A 16663-nucleotide genomic window follows, 5' to 3' on the forward strand; every position below is an offset into this window, starting at 1 on the left:
CTGCCTCAAACCGGGCCGTTGCACCCGCCCAGGGCGCCCCAGACTAGGAACGAAGGGCCAGCGCCACGAGCAAAAGCAAAACTGCGCCGGCCTGGAAGCCGACCCGGGCCCACATGAACCCGGTGCCGTACTTTTTGTCGAACCGGCCGCCCTGCCCCATCGACACCAGCCCGAACAGCAGCGAGGCGACCACGGCCAGCAGGGCGAAGATAATGATGAAGGTCAGGACGTCCATGGGGTCAGGCCTTGGGTGGCAGCACGCGCAGGCGAATCACGCCTTCGGCGGCGGCAATGGCCTCGAGTGCGCCCGGACCCGGCTCGGATTCGACGTCGATGATGTTGTAGGCGATCTCGCCGCGGCTCTTGTTGACCATGTCGATGACGTTGATGTCACGGTCGGCGAGCACGGACAGCACGCTGCCCAGCACCTTCGGCACGTTGCGGTTGGCAAACGTGATGCGCCAGCCACCGTTGCGGCCCATGCGCGTCTGCGGGAAGTTCACCGAGTTGGTGATGTTGCCGTTTTCCAGGTAGTCCATCAGCTGGCGCGTGGCCATGACCGCGCAGTTCTGCTCGGCTTCCGCCGTGCTGGCGCCGATGTGCGGCATCAGGATGGCCTCCGGGCGACCCAGCAGTTCCGGGCGCGGGAAATCGGCCACGTAGCGATGCAACCGGCCCTCGTCCAGCGCCTTGACCAGCGCCTCGGGGTCGACGATTTCCTCGCGGGCGAAGTTGATCAGGCAGCCGCCGGGTTTCATGGCCGCGAAGGCCTCGTCGTCCACCAGGCCGCGGGTGTGCTCGTTGGCCGGGATATGCAGCGAGACGAAGTCACAGATTTTCAGCAACGCGTGCAGGTTATCGACCTTCTGCACCCGGCTGGACAGGCGCCAGGCCGCTTCCACCGACAGCGCCGGGTCGAAACCGGCCACCGACATACCCAGTTCCAGGCCCATGTTGGCGACCATGGAACCGATGGCGCCCAGGCCGACGATACCCAGGGTCTTGCCGGCGATTTCGCCACCGGCGAAGCGCTTCTTCTCCGCTTCCAGGCGCTTGGCCATTTCCCCGGCGTCGTCCATGTCGGTCAGCGACTGGACGAAGTTCATGCCGCCGTAGACATCACGCGAGGCCAGCAGCATGCCGGCCACGACCAGTTCCTTCACGGCGTTGGCGTTGGCGCCAGGCGTGTTGAATACGACCACGCCCTTCTCGGTGCAGTCCGGAATCGGGATGTTGTTGACGCCGGCACCGGCACGGGCAATCGCCAGCAGCGAGTCCGGAAAAGCCTCGTCATGCAGTTTCTGGCTGCGCAGGATAAACGCATCGGGCGACTCCAGGCCTTCGCCGATGTTGTAGCGCTCGCTGTCGAACAGGCCCAGGCCCTTCTCGGAAATCTTGTTGTAGGTACGGACTTTGTACATCGTCATCACTCTCTAATTTCGTTGTAGGCCCAGGTGAGCCATGGCATGAGGGTTTCCAGGTCCGCGGCCTCGACCGTGGCGCCACACCAGATTCGCAGGCCCGGGGGCGCGTCTCGATAGGCGCCGATATCGTAGGCCACGCCTTCATCCGCCAGCAACGCGACCATGGCCTTCACGCCTTCCGGCGGCAGGTCCACGGACAGGCAGACGCTGGTGTTGGACCGGGTGTCACCGGATTCTGCCAGGAACGAGACCCAGTCGTTGGCGGCCACGAAGCGATCGATGACGGCCAGGTTGGCGTCACAACGCGCGATGGTGGCGCTGACCCCGCCTTCGGCGCGGACCCAGTCCAGCGCGTCCAGGTAATCGGCCACGCAGAGCATGGACGGCGTGTTGATGGTCGCGCCGCTGAAGATGCCCTCGATCAGTGCGCCGCCCTTGGTCAGGCGGAAGATTTTCGGCATTGGCCACGGTGGCTCATAGCTTTCCAGCCGCTCAACCGCGCGCGGCGACAGGATCAGCATGCCATGCGCGGCCTCACCGCCCAGGACCTTCTGCCAGCTGTAGGTCACCACGTCAAGTTTGTCCCAGTCCATCGGCTGGGCGAACACGGCGGAAGTGGCGTCACACAGCGTCAGGCCCTCGCGATCGGCGGCGATCCAGTCGGCGTCGGGAACGCGCACACCGGAGGTCGTACCGTTCCAGGTAAAGACAATGTCATGTGCCGGGTTGGCCTGCGACAGGTCCGGCAGTTCGCCGTAGCCGGCCTCGAAGAAGCGCGCGCCATCGACCTTCAGTTGCTGCTCGATATCCGCCCGCCAGCCCTTGCCGAAGGACTCCCAGTAGAAGACGTCGACGGGCCGCTGACCCAGCAGCGACCACATGGCCATTTCCATGGCGCCGGTGTCGGACGCCGGCACCACGCCCACCCGGTAACCTTCCGGAAGGCCCAGCAGTTCCGCGGTGTCTTCGCAGGCGCGCTTGAGGGTCGCCTTGCCCAGCGCGGAGCGATGCGACCGGCCCAGGGTATCCAGGCTCAGTTGACTGACATTGTATCCGGGGCGCTTGCTGCAGGGCCCCGATGAAAAATTCGGGTTAACGGGCTTTTCTGAAGGCTTCAAGGCAGTGTACGAGGTGGCATGGACAAGCAATCATTGTATCGCCTTCATTCATGACAATGGGGTGAAATGGCAAGGCGTTTCGTCATGAATTCGTATCCATCCGTGGCATGGCCGATAGCGCCTGCCAGGCCTTAACCCGGGAGCGGCAATGCCGTGGTTTGCTTGGTACTGCGCAGCACGAAACTGGTGTTAACCTGGTGCACTGCCTTGCAGCGCATGATGTGTCCGCTGAGCAATCGGTCATAGGCCGCGATATCGGCGCAGATGACCTTCAGCATGTAATCGTACTCACCGCTGGTGGCAAAGCACTCCTGAATCTCGTCGCGGGCCTTGACCATGCGGTCGAAGTCCGCCACCGAGTCCGGGTGGTGGTCCTCCAGCGATACATTGGCGATAGCGATGACATCCAGACCCAGCGCCGCGGCGTTAAGCAGGGTGACATCGCGCCCCAGTACACCTGCCTTTTCGAGCTTGCGCACACGCCGCCAGCATGGCGAGGTGGACAGGCCAACCCGTTCGGCCAGCGCCTGGCTGGAAATCCGCCCCTCCCGCTGGAAAATGTCGAGAATACGGATGTCGATCGCATCGAGTGAACTGTTCATTTCTATAATATAGATCAAACAGTACATTTATTTCACTTCTTGCCTCTATGATGAAATCATTGATAAATATATGACCGTATCGAAGGCATAGAATAATTACACGCGTACACACCGGAGCAGGACATGGGTCACTCAAGCCGCTATACCTCGAAGCAGGCCGACGCCAACGGCGTGATTGACTACTCGGAAGAAGAAAACCGGGTGTGGGGTGATTTGATGTCCCGGCAGCTGCCGGTGCTCCCCGGCCGCGTCTGTGACGAATACCAGCACGCGCTCGAACTGATGAACTTTCCCCGCGACCGCGTGCCCCAACTGGCGGAAATTTCCGCGGTACTGCAGGAGCAGACCGGCTGGTCGGTCGCGCCGGTCCCCGCCCTGATCGACTTCACCGCGTTCTTCAAGCTGCTGGCCAACCGGCAGTTTCCGGCAGCCACGTTTATCCGCCGGCGCGAAGATATGGATTACCTGCAGGAACCGGACATCTTTCACGAACTGTTCGGCCATACCCCACTGTTGACCGACTACCGTTTCGCCGCGTTTACCGAGGCCTACGGCAATGCCGGGCTGGCCGCCGACCGCCGCGACCACGCGATGCTCGCCAGGCTGTTCTGGTTCACGGTGGAGTTTGGCCTGATCAATACCGCCGATGGCCTGCGCTCCTATGGCGCCGGCCTGGTCTCGTCTCCGGGCGAGTTGACCTACTCGCTCGATAGCGAGGTTCCACAGCGTCGCCCGTTCGACCCGATCGACGCGCTGCGCACGCCGTACCGCATCGATATCTACCAGACCGTTTACTTTGTCATCGACAGCTTCGATACACTCTACGAACTGGCCCAGGCCGACCTGGCGGCCCTGGTCGCCGAAGCGCGGCGCCTGGGCATGCACGCACCCACTTTTCCACAGCGCGAAAGCGCCTGAACCGCAAGGAACCCCCGATGTCCAGCACCGTATGCAACCTGGAAGACCGCCACTGCGCGCCCTGCGAGGGCGGCGTCGACGCCTTTGATGAAGCCACGGCCAGGCAGATGCTCGCCGACGTCCCGGGCTGGGACATTGCAGACAGTGGCAAGGCGCTGGTACGCCGGTTCGAATTCAAGGGTTTTTACCGCACCATGGCCTTCATCAACGCGATGGCGTGGATTGCCAACCGGGAAAACCATCACCCGGATTTCTCCGCGGGCTACAACTACTGCGACGTGACGTTCACGACCCACGCGATTGGCGGGCTCTCGGAAAATGACTTTATCTGTGCCGCGAAAGTGTCGGCACTGATCGACTAGGCGGGACAATCTTCGACCCGGCGACCGCCGGGTCTACAGCGCCACGAGGCCCGTGGCGCGACATTCAGAACAGGGTGCTCACCAACCCCAGGGCTTGCGCGAATCGTTCGACAGCGAGTTGCTGGTCGAATCCGCGAAACGCAACTGGACGTTTCCGCGCTCGCGGCCAACATTCAGTGAGGACTCCTGCCCCTTGAGCTTGACCGAACGGTACATGGAACCGTGCCATGATCGACCGATGCGGTAGGCCCAGACGCAGAACATGGCCAGCAGGAACGAACCTGACGCCAACAGAATAATTTCCAGCATTACGATCTCCTTACGTTCTTCCGACCCCCTGCGGGGCCCCCTGGCCGCGACGCTTTCCCCTTCGTCGGCAGACCTGTTTCCGGAGACTGTCATGAGCATCCTGCTCACGGTTCCCTGTCAGTTTCCGTTCGTCAGTAGGAATACGGACGACCGGACAAAAAGTTGGTACGTGGCGCCAATCCGTGCGCGTTTCGCTTCTGTCCTGGGACAGACCGAAGGCCTGGGACCTGTAGGCTGGAGTATTTGCGAACAGCGGAGCAACATGCTGTGCGATGCATGCCTGGACACTGTTTGAACATTAAACACCGGCGTTGCGAAGCCGATGTTCCCCCTGCTCAAGGCCTTGAACTCAGACCAGTTAAGAGAATTGTACCCTTGTTAACCGGCATTTTAGCCTGTTTTCACCGCTTCTGCATAGTCCCGTTCAGCAAATTCCACGGCGAACGGGCAAAAAAAACCCGGCGGACCATACCGCCGGGTCTTTTTCAATCAGGCGTTCGCCTTAGTGCCGGAACTCAACCCGGCGGTTTTCGGCGCGGCCTTCCTTGGTGCCGTTATCGGCCTTCGGAGCGGACTCGCCGTAACCCTTGTAGCTCAGGCTGGCTGCCTTCGCGCCGTTGGCGGTCAGGTAGTCATAGACGGACTTGGCGCGACGCTCGGACAGGCCCTGGTTGTACTCGGCAGAACCGACAGAGTCGGTGTGGCCTGCAATCTCAACCTTCAGGTCCGGATGACGCTTCAGGATCTTCAGCGCTTCATCCAGCACGTGGGTTGAGTTCGAGGTCAGCTTGGCCGAATCAAACTCGAAGTTCACACCGTGCAGCGTGTACTCCTTCTCCAGGTCGCAACCGCTGTTGTCGACCGGCGTGCCTTTGGCCGTACCCGGGCAACGGTCACGGCTGTCGACGACGCCGTCGCCATCGCTGTCGAGTTCACAGCCCTTGGCATCAACCTTGGCGCCAGCCGGCGTGCCGGGGCACTGGTCCTTGCTGTTGCCAACGCCATCGCCGTCACTGTCGAGTTCGCAACCACGCGAGTCGACTTCCACGCCAGCCGGCGTGTCCGGGCAGCGGTCTTCGCTGTTGACCACGCCGTCGCCGTCGTCGTCGAATTCACAGCCACGTTCGTCAACCGGAGAGCCAGGCGGGGTGCCGGGGCACTCATCCTTGCTGTCCTTGACGCCGTCGCCATCGGTATCCTTGCCACCACAGAACAGTGCGCCGATACCCGCGCCGATAAGGGCGCCGGTCACGGCGGCATCGCTGTCATCGATGGCGCCAAAACCACCACCTGCGGCACCCAGAACGGCCGCGCATTTCCAGCGACTGTCGGTGAATGAGCCTCCACCCGTGCTGCTACAGCCGGCAACGACGACAAGCATCGAAACCAGTACCAGAATATTCCTTACGTTTTTCATCGGACTCCCCATCGATGTGCGGGCTCTAAATGCCCGTGTGGCAAATGAGTGATAGAAATTACTACCCTTGAAGCCGCCTGACAAGGAATTTAAAGGAATAAACCGGGGCTAAAAGCCCTGTAAACCATGGCCCGGCGTCCGATTCAGGCCTGCCCGGGAAATGAATTGGAATTCATGGCCTTGTACCGTGATGCCACGGCGACAGCGGGTGTTAAGATTCAAAATTACGCCCAAACTCCGCCCGCAAAGGAAAAGTAACGCAGCCCATGAGTGAAATCCGCCAAGTAGAATTTCCGGAAAAAGACCTGCCCCTTCGACGCGATGTCAGCCTGTTAGGCCGGCTACTGGGCGAGGCCCTGGTCGACCTGCATGGGCCGGAACTGCTGGAGCAGGTGGAAGCCGTTCGCAAAGCTGCGATCCTGGTTCGCGAAGGCGATGAGACGGCGGCGGAGCGCCTGGAGGCGGCCCTGGATGACATCAGCATTGATGACGTCCTTAATATCGTCAAAGCCTTCTCCACATACCTGCGCCTGGCCAACCTGGCGGAGAAGACTCATCGCATTCGCCGGCGGCGGGAATACGTAAAACTGGGCGCGGCGCCGCAACGCGGCAGCCTGGACGAAGTGGTGGGCGAACTGGCCCGGGCCGGTTGCCCCGCGGCCGAAGTCACGGCCGCGCTCGATGACCTGATGATCCGCCCTGTGTTCACGGCCCACCCCACCGAGGCCACGCGCCGGAGCTTCCTGGAAAAGGAGTACTCCATCGTTCACCGCCTGGTCGAACGCCTGAACCCGGACCGCACGCCGCAGGAAGAAGCCCAGACCCTGGACCGCATCCGCGACGCCATTCACTCCGCCTGGCAGACCAGCAGCGTACCCAGCGCCCGGCCGACGGTCGCCGACGAACTGGATAACGTCCTGTTCTACCTGACCGATATCCTCTACCGCATCGTGCCGCCCTATCACGAGTCCCTGCAGGCCGCGCTCGACCAGCACTACGGTGAAGGCACGATACAGGCCGAAACGGACGAACTGCTGCGCTTCGGCTCGTGGGTGGGCGGCGACATGGACGGCAACCCAAACGTCAATGCCGACACGCTGATGGAGTCCCTGTCCACGCAGCGCGCGGCCATCATCCAGAAGTACCTGCCCGAGGTGTACCAACTGGGTCGCTACCTGAGCCAGACGCGCTCGGTGGCCACCTTTACCCGTGATCTGGAGAGCCGCCTCGAGGCCTACTGGGAGCAGATGCCTAAAGTGGCCGCCGATATCCCGGTCCGACACCGTGAAATGCCCTATCGCTGCTTTTTGCAGTTCGTTCACCAGCGCTTGCGCGCGACCCTGGCCGGCCGCGAGGGCGGCTATGGCGACCCCGGCGAGTTCCTCGATGACATTCGCGCGGTGGGCGACAGCCTGGAGGCCAATCACGGCGGCCATGCGGGCCTGTTCAGCGTGCGTCGCCTGGAGCGGCGCATCCGCGCCTTCGGCTTTCACCTGGCCACGCTGGACGCGCGCCAGGACGCCCTGCTGCACCGACAGGTGCTGGGTGAACTGTTCGGCAAGCCTGACTGGATGGAGCTGGGCCGCGCCGAGCGCAGCGAACAGCTGGGCGCGTGGCTGGCGGCACCCATGGAGGGCCGGCCATCCCCGCGCTCGGACCAGGCCCGCAGCACACTGGACGTGTTCCGCGCCATTCGCCGCGCACGCTCGGACTTCGGCGAGCAGGCCACCGGGCTGTACATCATCAGCATGACCCAGGGTGCCGACGACGTGCTGACGACGATGGCGCTGGCGCGCATGTCGGGGCTGGAAAGGGACGGCCATGTGCCGCTCGACATTGCCCCGCTGCTGGAGACTGTTGACGACCTGAATGCCGGGCCGGCGATCCTGGAAGAACTGCTGGCCCTGGACGTTTACCGCGACCACCTCGCCAAGCGCGGCAACCGCCAGGTCATCATGATCGGCTACTCCGACAGCAGCAAGGACAGCGGCATCGTGTCGTCACGCTGGAGCCTGTACGAGGCCCAACGCAAACTGATCGACATTGGCCAGCGCAACGGCGTGCGCGTGCACTTTTTCCATGGCCGTGGCGGCACCGTCAGCCGTGGCGGCGGCAACCTGGTCAACGGCATCGAGGGTGCGCCGCCGGACAGCATCGATGGCTGCCTGCGCGTGACCGAGCAGGGCGAGGTCATCAACCAGAAGTATGGTGTCCGCCCGATTGCCCTGCGCAACCTTGAACTGATGACCGGCGCGGTGCTGCGACACCGCTTCCTGGATACCGCCGCCGGCGGCACGCCCGAGGCGCTGGATCTGATGGCGGAACTGGCCGGCAACGCCCGCAAGCGCTACCGCGGCCTGGTCTTCGAGGACGAGCGTTTCGTGCCGTATTTCCGCGCCGCCACGCCCATTGACGTGATCGAGCGCCTGAACATCGGCTCGCGGCCAGCCTCGCGCCGCAGCGGCCTGGGCGTGGAGAACCTGCGCGCCATTCCCTGGGTGTTTTCCTGGGCGCAGGTGCGGGTGGGCTTCCCCGGCGTGTTTGGTATCGGCACCGCGCTGGAGGCGGCCGCCAACACCCATGGCATCGACCGCCTGCGCGCACTCCACGACCAGTGGCGTTTCTTCCGCGGCATGATCTCGGATGTGGAGATGGTACTGGCCAAGTCGACGCTGGAAACCGGCCGCCGCTACGCGCAGCTGGCCGACAAGGAGGCCCGCACGGTGTTTGGCCTGATCGAGGAAGAGTTCGCGCTGGCGCGCAAGCACATTCTCGCAATCAAGCGCCAGAACGACCTGCTCGAGGACCAGTACACGCTGGCCCGCAACATCCGCCTGCGTAACCCCTACACGGACCCGATGCATTTGCTGCAGATCGACCTGCTGCGGCGCTGGCGCGACGGTGGCCGCGAGGACGAGACCCTGCTGCGGGCGCTGAAATCCACCGTCAACGGCATCGCGCTGGCGATCCAGAACACGGGCTGATCCCGTGCGGCACAGGCGTTGAGCACCCGCGACCTGCTCCTGGTGCTGGGCGTCAGCCTGGTCTGGGGTTTCAATTTCGTCGCCGGGGCCAAGGGCATGCAGGCCTTTACCCCGCTACAGTTCGTGACCCTGCGGTTCGCCTGCGTGCTGCTGATCACCCTGCCCTTCCTGCGCCGCCCCGCGCCCGGCCACTGGCTGCAGCTGGCGGGCGCCGGGATCTTCCTGGGCGCGCTGCATTTCACCTTCCTGCAATGGGCCCTGCAGCTGTCCGCCGATGTCACCTCGGTGACCATCCTGCAAAACATGAGTATTCCGTTCGCGGTGCTGCTGGCCATGCTGTTCCTGGGTGAACGCGCCGGCTGGCGTACGCTGACGGCCACCGGCGTGGCCTTTACCGGCGTGCTCATCATCGGCCTGGACCCACTGGTGCTGCAACAGTCGAAGGCGCTGATGATCGTGCTGTGCTCGGCGCTGTTCCAGGCGCTCGGTTCAGTGCTGATGCGCGGCCTGCGGGGCATCAGCACGTTCAGCTTCCAGGCCTGGTCGTCAGTGTTTTCGCTGCCCATCCTGGTCGGCGCAATGTGGGTGCTGGAACCTGAAGCGATGACCTCACTGGGCCCGGTGGGACCCTGGCACTGGGCGGCGCTGGCGTACAGCATCTTCATGGCGTCGCTGGTCGGCCATGGCGTGTTTTTCATCCTGGTGCAACGCAACCCGCTGCCGACGGTCATGCCCTACCTGCTGACCATGCCGGTGTTCGGCACGATCTTCGGCGTCCTTGTCTGGGGCGACCGGCCCGGCTGGCGCCTGTTGCTGGGGGGCACGATGGTGCTTTCCGGCATCCTGGTGATCACGCTACGCGGCCGTCGCAAGGCGATTGTTCCGGCCGCCGTTGGCGACTGAAGTGAGCGGCCCGGCGACCTGGCTCCGTGACCGTGACGGCCACCGCCGCGTGCTGGCCATCGCCTTCCCCGCCATTCTTGCCAACTCGTCCGCGCCGCTGGTGGGCCTGGTCGACACCTGGGCCGTGGGCCACCTGCCGGGGGCCGTGCACCTGGCCGCAGTGGGCCTGGGCGGCGTCATCTTCAATTACATCCTCTGGGCGTTCGGCTTCCTGCGCATGGGCACCACCGGCATGGTCGCGCAGGCGCATGGCCGCGATGATGCCGATGCTGTCGCGCGTGTACTGGTGCGCTCCGCGGTGCTGGCGCTGCTGCTGGGGCTCGCCCTGTTGGTCTTCCAGGGGCCCATCCTGGCGCTGTCGCTGCAAGTGATGGCGCCACCCGGCGATGTCGCCGCCATCACGGCCGAGTACTTTGACATCCGCATCTGGGCCGCGCCCGCCGCCCTGCTGGTCTACGCCGTTACCGGCGCGCTGTTCGGCCAGGGCCGGACCGTGGCCGTGCTGGTGCTGCAACTGGCGCTGAACCTGGGCAACGGCGCGCTGAACCTGCTGTTCGTGGTGGTGCTGGACATGGGCGTACCGGGCGTGGCCTGGGGCACCCTGCTGGCACAATGGGGGTCGGTGGTGGTGGGCCTGTGGCTGTTGACCAGCAACCCGGGGCTTGGCCGCCTGGCCCGGGCCCTGTTCGAGCGCGCCACGTGGACACTGGACCGCTTCCGCTCGCTGGTCGCGCTGAACGGCTTTATCTTTATCCGCACCATCCTGTTGATGACGGCGCTGGCGATGATCATGCGCGAGTCCGCTGGCTTCGACGATGTCGGCATGGCCGCCAGCCACGTGGTCAACCAGTACATGATGCTGGTCGCCCTGGGCCTGGACGGTTTCGCCCACGCGGCCGAGGCCCTGGCCGGCGCGGCCTGGGGCGAACGCAGCCGCCAGGCGTTCCGGCGCTGGGTCTGGCTGGCCGGCCTCTGGGCGGTGGTGGCCAGCTTGGCCTATGCCGCCCTGTTCTGGCTATTCGGTGATGCCATTACCGCCACGCTGACGAACCTGGAGACCGTGCGCACGCTGGTAGCCCGCATCATGCCCATGGTGATCGCCCTACCCATCGTCGCGGTCGCATGCTTTCATTTCGATGGCGTCTTTATCGGCGCCACTGCCGGTGCCGCGATGATGGCGACCATGGCCGTCGCCTTCGCCATCTACCTGGCCGTACTGGGTCCGATGACCGCGGCCTGGGGGCTGGTCGGGCTCTGGGGCGCCGTGCTTGTGTTCATGGCCGCGCGTGGCCTGGCCCAGGCCGCCTGGTATCCGCGCCTGCTGGCCAGGCTGGACTGATCCACGTCATCGAGGCACAAAACGGCGACCACCCCGGCCAGTAATTTTCCTATACTGGAGACCACGCCCTGAAAACGTCCCTGGGGGGGAACGTGGCTGACACCGGAATCGAGACCGAGAACCGTTTCAACACGCTGGCCCGGCACTGGCTGCATTGGCGGCGCAAACGCACCTGGGCGCTGGCCGCGATCATCGTCTACACGCTGTTCGGGTTTTTTGGTGTGCCCTGGCTGGTTGAGCGGCAGCTCGTCAACACCCTGGCGGACACCGGCCGCGAGGCCAGCGTCGAGCGCATTCGCGCCAACCCCTATGTGCTCAGCATGGATGTCGAAGGCCTACGGATTAACGATACCGACGGGCTCGAGATCGTCTCCCTGGGGCGTCTGTTCGCCAACTTCCAGCTCAGTTCCCTGTTCCACTGGGCCGCGACCTTCAGGGATGTCCGGATCGAGTCCCCACACCTTACCGAGGAACGCTTTGGCCGGCTCGATACGCGCTTCACGCGGATGCTCGCGGACCTGGCGGGCGACGAGGTGGAAGAGCCCGGCGAGGAAAGTGCGCCGCCGCGGGTCATCGTCGGCCATTTCGTTCTCGCAGACGGGCGTGTTCACCTGGTTGACCGCAGCGCCGGCGATTTCGCCACCGACATCGGGCCGATCTCGGTTGACGTCTTCGACATCCGTACCCTGCCCGACAACGAAGGGCACCACGCCGTCACGGTCCGCTTTGGCGACCGAAACCGCGTAGAGTGGCAGGGCGACCTGAGCATCGTGCCGCTACGCTCAAGCGGCCGCCTGGCCCTGGTCGGCCATGGCATCGAGGACGCGCTGCGCTACACCGACCATTTCCTGCCGTTCAGCACCGAGGTCGGCGACATCGAAATCGGCCTCGACTATACCTTTGACCTTCAGTCCGAGGCCCTGCAGCTGGAAGTCAGCGCCCTGTCCGGCACGGTGGACGACATCCGGGTGACACCGGACGGCGGAAATGCCTCGGTGTTTGCGGCTTCACGCCTGGGGATCGTCAACGGCCACGCGCTGCTCCCGGACGCCACCATTGATGTCGAAAGAGTCGCCGTGGAGGGCATGGAGATCACCGCCGAGCTGCGCCCGGACGGCAGCATTAACCTGGTGGACCTGGTCCCCGGGTCGGACACCGCCACCGACACGCCGGACTGGGATGACGAGGACGATACGCCGTGGCAGATCACCGTCGCCGAGGTCCGGGTACCCGGTGCGCTGATCCATGCCACCGACCAGTCCATGTCGCCACCGGTATCAGTGGACCTGGTCGAACTCGACCTGCGACTGACCGGCCTCGACAGCCGGCCCGGCACCTCGATGCCGGTTGAACTGGCTACGTCGCTGTCATCTGGTGGGCGGGTCGCCTACAACGGTGAGCTCACGCTGCTGCCGGCGCTGCTGACCACGGGCCGGCTTGAGCTGCAGGCGGTCGCCCTGCCGGTCGTGCAGCCCTATATCGAGCCCATGCTCCGAATTGAAATGCAGTCGGGCACGGTCGATATGCAGGCCGACTTGACGCACAACCCGGACCAGTTGCTGGACCTGGCCGGCGCCTTGCGCGTCGAGCAGCTTGAAGTTGTCGACACGCACCAGGAAGAACGCCTGCTGGGCTGGTCGGCGATGACGCTTGACCGCTTCGAGCTGGATATGGCGGCGCAGCAGTTGCAGACGTCCGAGGTGCTGTTCGACCGTCTCTATGGCCGTGTTCATGTCGCCGAAGACCGCAGCACCAATATCAGCGACTTGCTGGTCGAGCCCATCGCGCCACCCGGTGAACCTGACACCGGGTCGGACGAAGCACCCGCCAGTGCCGCACCACTGGCGATCACTGTCGGCGGCATCCGGCTGGACGACGCCAGCCTGGACTTCTCCGATTTTTCACTGCCGTTGCCGTTCCAGGCCGCGATACGCAGCCTGGATGGCGATATTTCCACGCTGTCCACGGTCTCGGTCGAACCCGCCAATGTCGACCTTAAAGGCCAGGTCAACGAGTACGGCGAGGCGCGCATTGGCGGCACCATCGATGCCTGGGACCCGACCCGCAACACCGATATCGCCATGACCTTCCGCAACCTGGAGATGGCGCGCCTGACCCCCTACACAATCCAGTTCGCCGGTTATGCCATCGACGGTGGTCGCCTGGATATGGACCTGCAGTACCGCCTGGACCAGCGCCGCATGAACGGCGACAACAACATCGTGATCCGGGAAATCGAGCTGGGCGAGAAAGTCGAGACCGAGGATGGCGGCAGCCTGCCGCTGGGCCTGGCCATCGCGCTGTTGAAAGACACCGAGGGCGTGATCGACGTCGACGTGCCGGTTGAAGGCGACCTGGACGACCCGCAGTTTCGCATCGCGGGCGTTGTCTGGCGCGCCATCGGCAACCTGATCACGCGCGCGGTGACCGCGCCGTTCCGGCTGCTGGGCGCCCTGGTCGGCATCGAGGACGAAGATTTCGGCACCCTTCACTTCACGCCGGGGCAATCAGAGCTTTCGCCGCCCGACCGCGAAAAAATGGTCAAGCTGGGTGATGCCATGCTGCAACGCCCAGAGCTGGCCCTGTCCGTGGGCGGTGTACACGCCGACGCGGTGGACCGCCCGGCCCTGCAGCGCCAGTTCCTGGATGCCCGCATCGATGCCTGGCAGGCCGATCACCCGGGTGACGCCGATGAACTGTCCACCACCCGCCAGCGCCGGACACTCGAAGCCCTGTTCACGGAAACGTTTCCCGGCCAGCCGCTGGAAGCGGTCCAGGCCGAATTCACCGGCCCGCCACCCGCGGCAACGGGTGATGCCGCCGATGCCGGCGCGCCCGTCCTGGATGAACCGGCCTACGTCGCCGGCCTGGACAAACGCCTGGTGGACGCGCAAACGGTGACCCCGGCCGACCTGCAGTCGCTGGCCGAGGCGCGCGCCGCCGCCGTCATTACGGCCCTGCAGGATGCCCACCCCGAAGCCGGACTGACCGTTGCCACGGCCGCCGTCGAGGCGACCGAGGCCAGCGATGGTAACGAGGTTCCGCTGGAGCTGAGCGTGGAGGCCGGGGAAGACTGACCGACCCCGGCAAATGGACTACACGCGACCAACGCGCTCAGTCGGCGTCAACGGCGGAAAGGGTTTCGCACAACGGCACGTTTTCCCGGGTCACACGGCGCAGCGTGATCTGCCCGGAAAGCCCGGCTTCAGGGAGCGACCAGGTCAGCGATGCCGCGTCACAACCTGAAAAAACCAGCCGTCCTGTCCCCGCCGCCAGCCACTCCGGCACTGGGGTAGCCTGGTTCAGCCGCCCGCCGCGGGTCAGTGTGATCTCCAGCTCAGCTGCCGTGCCGTCAAATGACCCGAATGCCGTCAACCACCGGTGCCCCGCATCGCCAATCCCGTTCTCGGTCTGTTCAGGCGGTCGCTCGGCATCGAAGGTGAACCAGGCCAGGAAAACCTGCTCGACAGAGGGGTAAACGGCCACCAGGATGCCCTGCCCGGGCGTGGCCGGGTCGAACCATGCGTCGTTAAGCCCGGCATTGATCCTGAAGGGCGGCTCATCGACCGGTTCACCATCGCTGATCGCGAACACTCCCTCACCGACGGCGGCGAGCAGCAGGCGGCCATCCTCGGCCTGGCCGAAGGTGGTGATGTTCATGCCGGTCTGCGCCATGACGCGGTTGCGCCACGCGCCGTCCACGCGATCCAGCCCCCAGACGGTGCCGGAACAAAAGTCCGCGTAAAGGTAGACGCCCTGCAGCGCGGGATAGACGTTGCCCCTGTAGACTTCGCCGCCCGTTACCGAGCAGCCCAGGCCATGGTCATACTCCCAGTCCGGTAGCACCAGTCCGGTCGTGTCGCAGCTGTCGGCGTTGAAACAGGTCGACCCTTCCATGGTGTTCCAGCCGTAGTTCCTGCCTGCCGCCCCGGTCGCCGGCTGAACATTGATCTCCTCGCGCGCGCCCTGGCCAACATCGGCGATGTAGAGCTCGCCGGTCAACGTATCGAAGCTCATGCGCCACGGATTACGCAGCCCGGTCGCCCAGATTTCATCGGCGCCGGCCTGGCCGACAAACGGGTTGTCGCCTGGAATCGTGAATGACTCGCTGGCAGGGTCGACATCGATGCGAATGACGCTGCCCAGCAGGGTTCCGGAATTCTGGCCGTGCCCCATCGGGTCACCGCCACTGCCGCCATCACCAATGCTCAGGTACAGGTACCCATCGGGCCCAAACTGCAGGCGGCCGCCATTGTGATTCCTGAATGGCTGGGGAACCGACAGCAGGACGGTTTCGCTCGCCGGATCCAGCTGCCCCGGGTCACTGGCATCCCGGCGCAGGCGCGACAGGACCGCGGTGCCATCCACATCGGTGTACCAGGCATAGGCCAAGCCCGATACGCCGAAGTCCGGCGCAAACGCCAGGCTCAACAGGCCCTGTTCGTTGCCACCGCTGATCCGGTCGGACAGGTCGAGCAACCGGCCCAGGGGTTGCCCTTCGGCATCTAGCGTTTCCACCCGGCCGTTCTGCTGGACGATATACAGCCGGCCACTGCCATCACCGGCATGGCGGATATCGGTGACCCGGTCATGATCGCTGAAGGGCGTCAACACCAGGTCCTGCGCCAGCACGGCACCCGTTGGCAGCACCAGTGCCGCTGCCAGGATGGCGGCGCGCCGCTTCAGCCGCTGTGCCCGGCGCCACAGGCGCTCGCCCAGCAATACCGCCAGGATGGCGGCGTAAATCAGTGGCTCCAGCGTGTCCAGCTTCACCTGCCAGTAGAAATGCCAGACGGCCAGGACGGCCACCGCGTAGACCAGCCGGTGCAGTGACTGCCAGCGCCGGCCCAGCCGGCGCATCCACCCCCGGGTGCTGGTCACCGCCAGCGGCACCAGCAGCAACAGGGCCGTCAGGCCGATGGTGATGTAGGGTCGTTCAACCACGTCCTCGACGATACGGTGCACGGCCAGGCCCTGGTCCAGCACGGCATAGACCATGAAATGCGTCAGCGCGTAGGCGAAGGCGAACAGGCCAAGCATGCGCCGGTAACGAACCAGCCAGCGCCAGCCGGTGAACCGGGATGCCGGGGAGACGGCCAGGGTGATCAGCAAAAAGCGCAAGGCCCAGATGCCGCAGCTGTCGAGAATGGCTTCCACAGGGTTAGCGCCCAGGCGCACGCCCAGCAACGAAAACGCGCCCAATGCAAGGCGCACCAGGGGCCAGGCGCAGACCACGAAAAGCAGCGGTTTGGTCAGGTTGAACCAGCCTTGTGTGCCGGGTCGCATG

At 64.6% G+C, this 16663-nt stretch carries 13 protein-coding genes; 6 read left to right on the forward strand and 7 right to left on the reverse strand.

Features of this window, described 5'->3' with window-relative positions:
• Positions 1-43: 43 nt before the first annotated feature.
• The 4 genes from F3N42_RS03005 to F3N42_RS03020 form a co-directional block, all read right to left on the reverse strand.
• The gene (locus tag F3N42_RS03005; protein ID WP_150862896.1) at positions 44-235 is read right to left on the reverse strand and encodes an HIG1 domain-containing protein; all 192 of its coding nucleotides are present in this window, start codon (positions 233-235) and stop codon (positions 44-46) included.
• Between the two features lie 4 nt (positions 236-239).
• A complete protein-coding gene (locus tag F3N42_RS03010; protein WP_150863151.1) occupies positions 240-1421 on the reverse strand; it encodes a phosphoglycerate dehydrogenase in 1182 nt (393 codons plus the stop codon).
• 5 nt (positions 1422-1426) lie between these two features.
• On the reverse strand, positions 1427-2542 hold the full coding sequence (locus F3N42_RS03015) for a phosphoserine transaminase (RefSeq protein WP_150862897.1): 1116 nt from the start codon (positions 2540-2542) through the stop codon (positions 1427-1429).
• Positions 2543-2673: 131 nt separating this feature from the next.
• Positions 2674-3144, reverse strand: coding sequence for an Lrp/AsnC family transcriptional regulator (locus F3N42_RS03020; protein WP_191621202.1), 471 nt, complete (start codon positions 3142-3144; stop codon positions 2674-2676).
• A 123-nt stretch (positions 3145-3267) separates the two neighbouring features.
• On the opposite strand from F3N42_RS03020, the gene phhA reads away from it, so the two are divergent.
• Together phhA and F3N42_RS03030 are read left to right on the forward strand one after the other, a co-directional pair.
• On the forward strand, positions 3268-4062 hold the full coding sequence (gene phhA, locus F3N42_RS03025; RefSeq protein ID WP_150862899.1) for a phenylalanine 4-monooxygenase: 795 nt from the start codon (positions 3268-3270) through the stop codon (positions 4060-4062).
• Positions 4063-4079: 17 nt separating this feature from the next.
• Positions 4080-4424, forward strand: coding sequence for a 4a-hydroxytetrahydrobiopterin dehydratase (locus tag F3N42_RS03030; protein WP_150862900.1), 345 nt, complete (start codon positions 4080-4082; stop codon positions 4422-4424).
• 78 nt (positions 4425-4502) lie between these two features.
• Here the strand turns inward: F3N42_RS03030 and F3N42_RS03035 are convergent, their stop codons facing one another.
• Together F3N42_RS03035 and F3N42_RS03040 are read right to left on the reverse strand one after the other, a co-directional pair.
• A complete protein-coding gene (locus tag F3N42_RS03035) occupies positions 4503-4733 on the reverse strand; it encodes a hypothetical protein (protein ID WP_150862901.1) in 231 nt (76 codons plus the stop codon).
• A 502-nt stretch (positions 4734-5235) separates the two neighbouring features.
• The gene (locus tag F3N42_RS03040; protein WP_224784654.1) at positions 5236-6114 is read right to left on the reverse strand and encodes an OmpA family protein; all 879 of its coding nucleotides are present in this window, start codon (positions 6112-6114) and stop codon (positions 5236-5238) included.
• Positions 6115-6416: 302 nt separating this feature from the next.
• Between F3N42_RS03040 and ppc the strand changes: the two genes are divergently transcribed.
• The 4 genes from ppc (at position 6417) to F3N42_RS03060 (ending at position 14453) form a co-directional block, all read left to right on the forward strand.
• Positions 6417-9134, forward strand: a complete 2718-nt coding sequence (gene ppc / locus F3N42_RS03045; RefSeq protein ID WP_150862903.1) for a phosphoenolpyruvate carboxylase — start codon at positions 6417-6419, stop codon at positions 9132-9134.
• Positions 9135-9152: 18 nt separating this feature from the next.
• Positions 9153-10037, forward strand: coding sequence for a DMT family transporter (locus tag F3N42_RS03050; RefSeq protein ID WP_150862904.1), 885 nt, complete (start codon positions 9153-9155; stop codon positions 10035-10037).
• 1 nt (position 10038) lies between these two features.
• Positions 10039-11376 carry an MATE family efflux transporter gene (locus F3N42_RS03055; protein WP_191621203.1) on the forward strand — a complete coding sequence of 446 codons (1338 nt, stop codon included), beginning with the start codon at positions 10039-10041 and terminating at the stop codon, positions 11374-11376.
• A gap of 92 nt (positions 11377-11468) precedes the next feature.
• Positions 11469-14453 (forward strand): DUF748 domain-containing protein, encoded by a 2985-nt coding sequence (locus F3N42_RS03060; RefSeq protein WP_150862906.1) that lies wholly within the window; start codon positions 11469-11471, stop codon positions 14451-14453.
• A 37-nt stretch (positions 14454-14490) separates the two neighbouring features.
• On the opposite strand, the gene F3N42_RS03065 is transcribed toward F3N42_RS03060, so the two are convergent.
• Entirely contained in the window at positions 14491-16662 is a 2172-nt protein-coding gene (locus tag F3N42_RS03065) for a PQQ-dependent sugar dehydrogenase (RefSeq protein WP_224784655.1), read from the reverse strand.
• Between the last annotated feature and the right edge of the window lies 1 nt (position 16663).

Origin of the sequence: Marinihelvus fidelis, assembly GCF_008725655.1 — a bacterium.
Classification (GTDB): domain Bacteria; phylum Pseudomonadota; class Gammaproteobacteria; order Xanthomonadales; family SZUA-36; genus Marinihelvus; species Marinihelvus fidelis.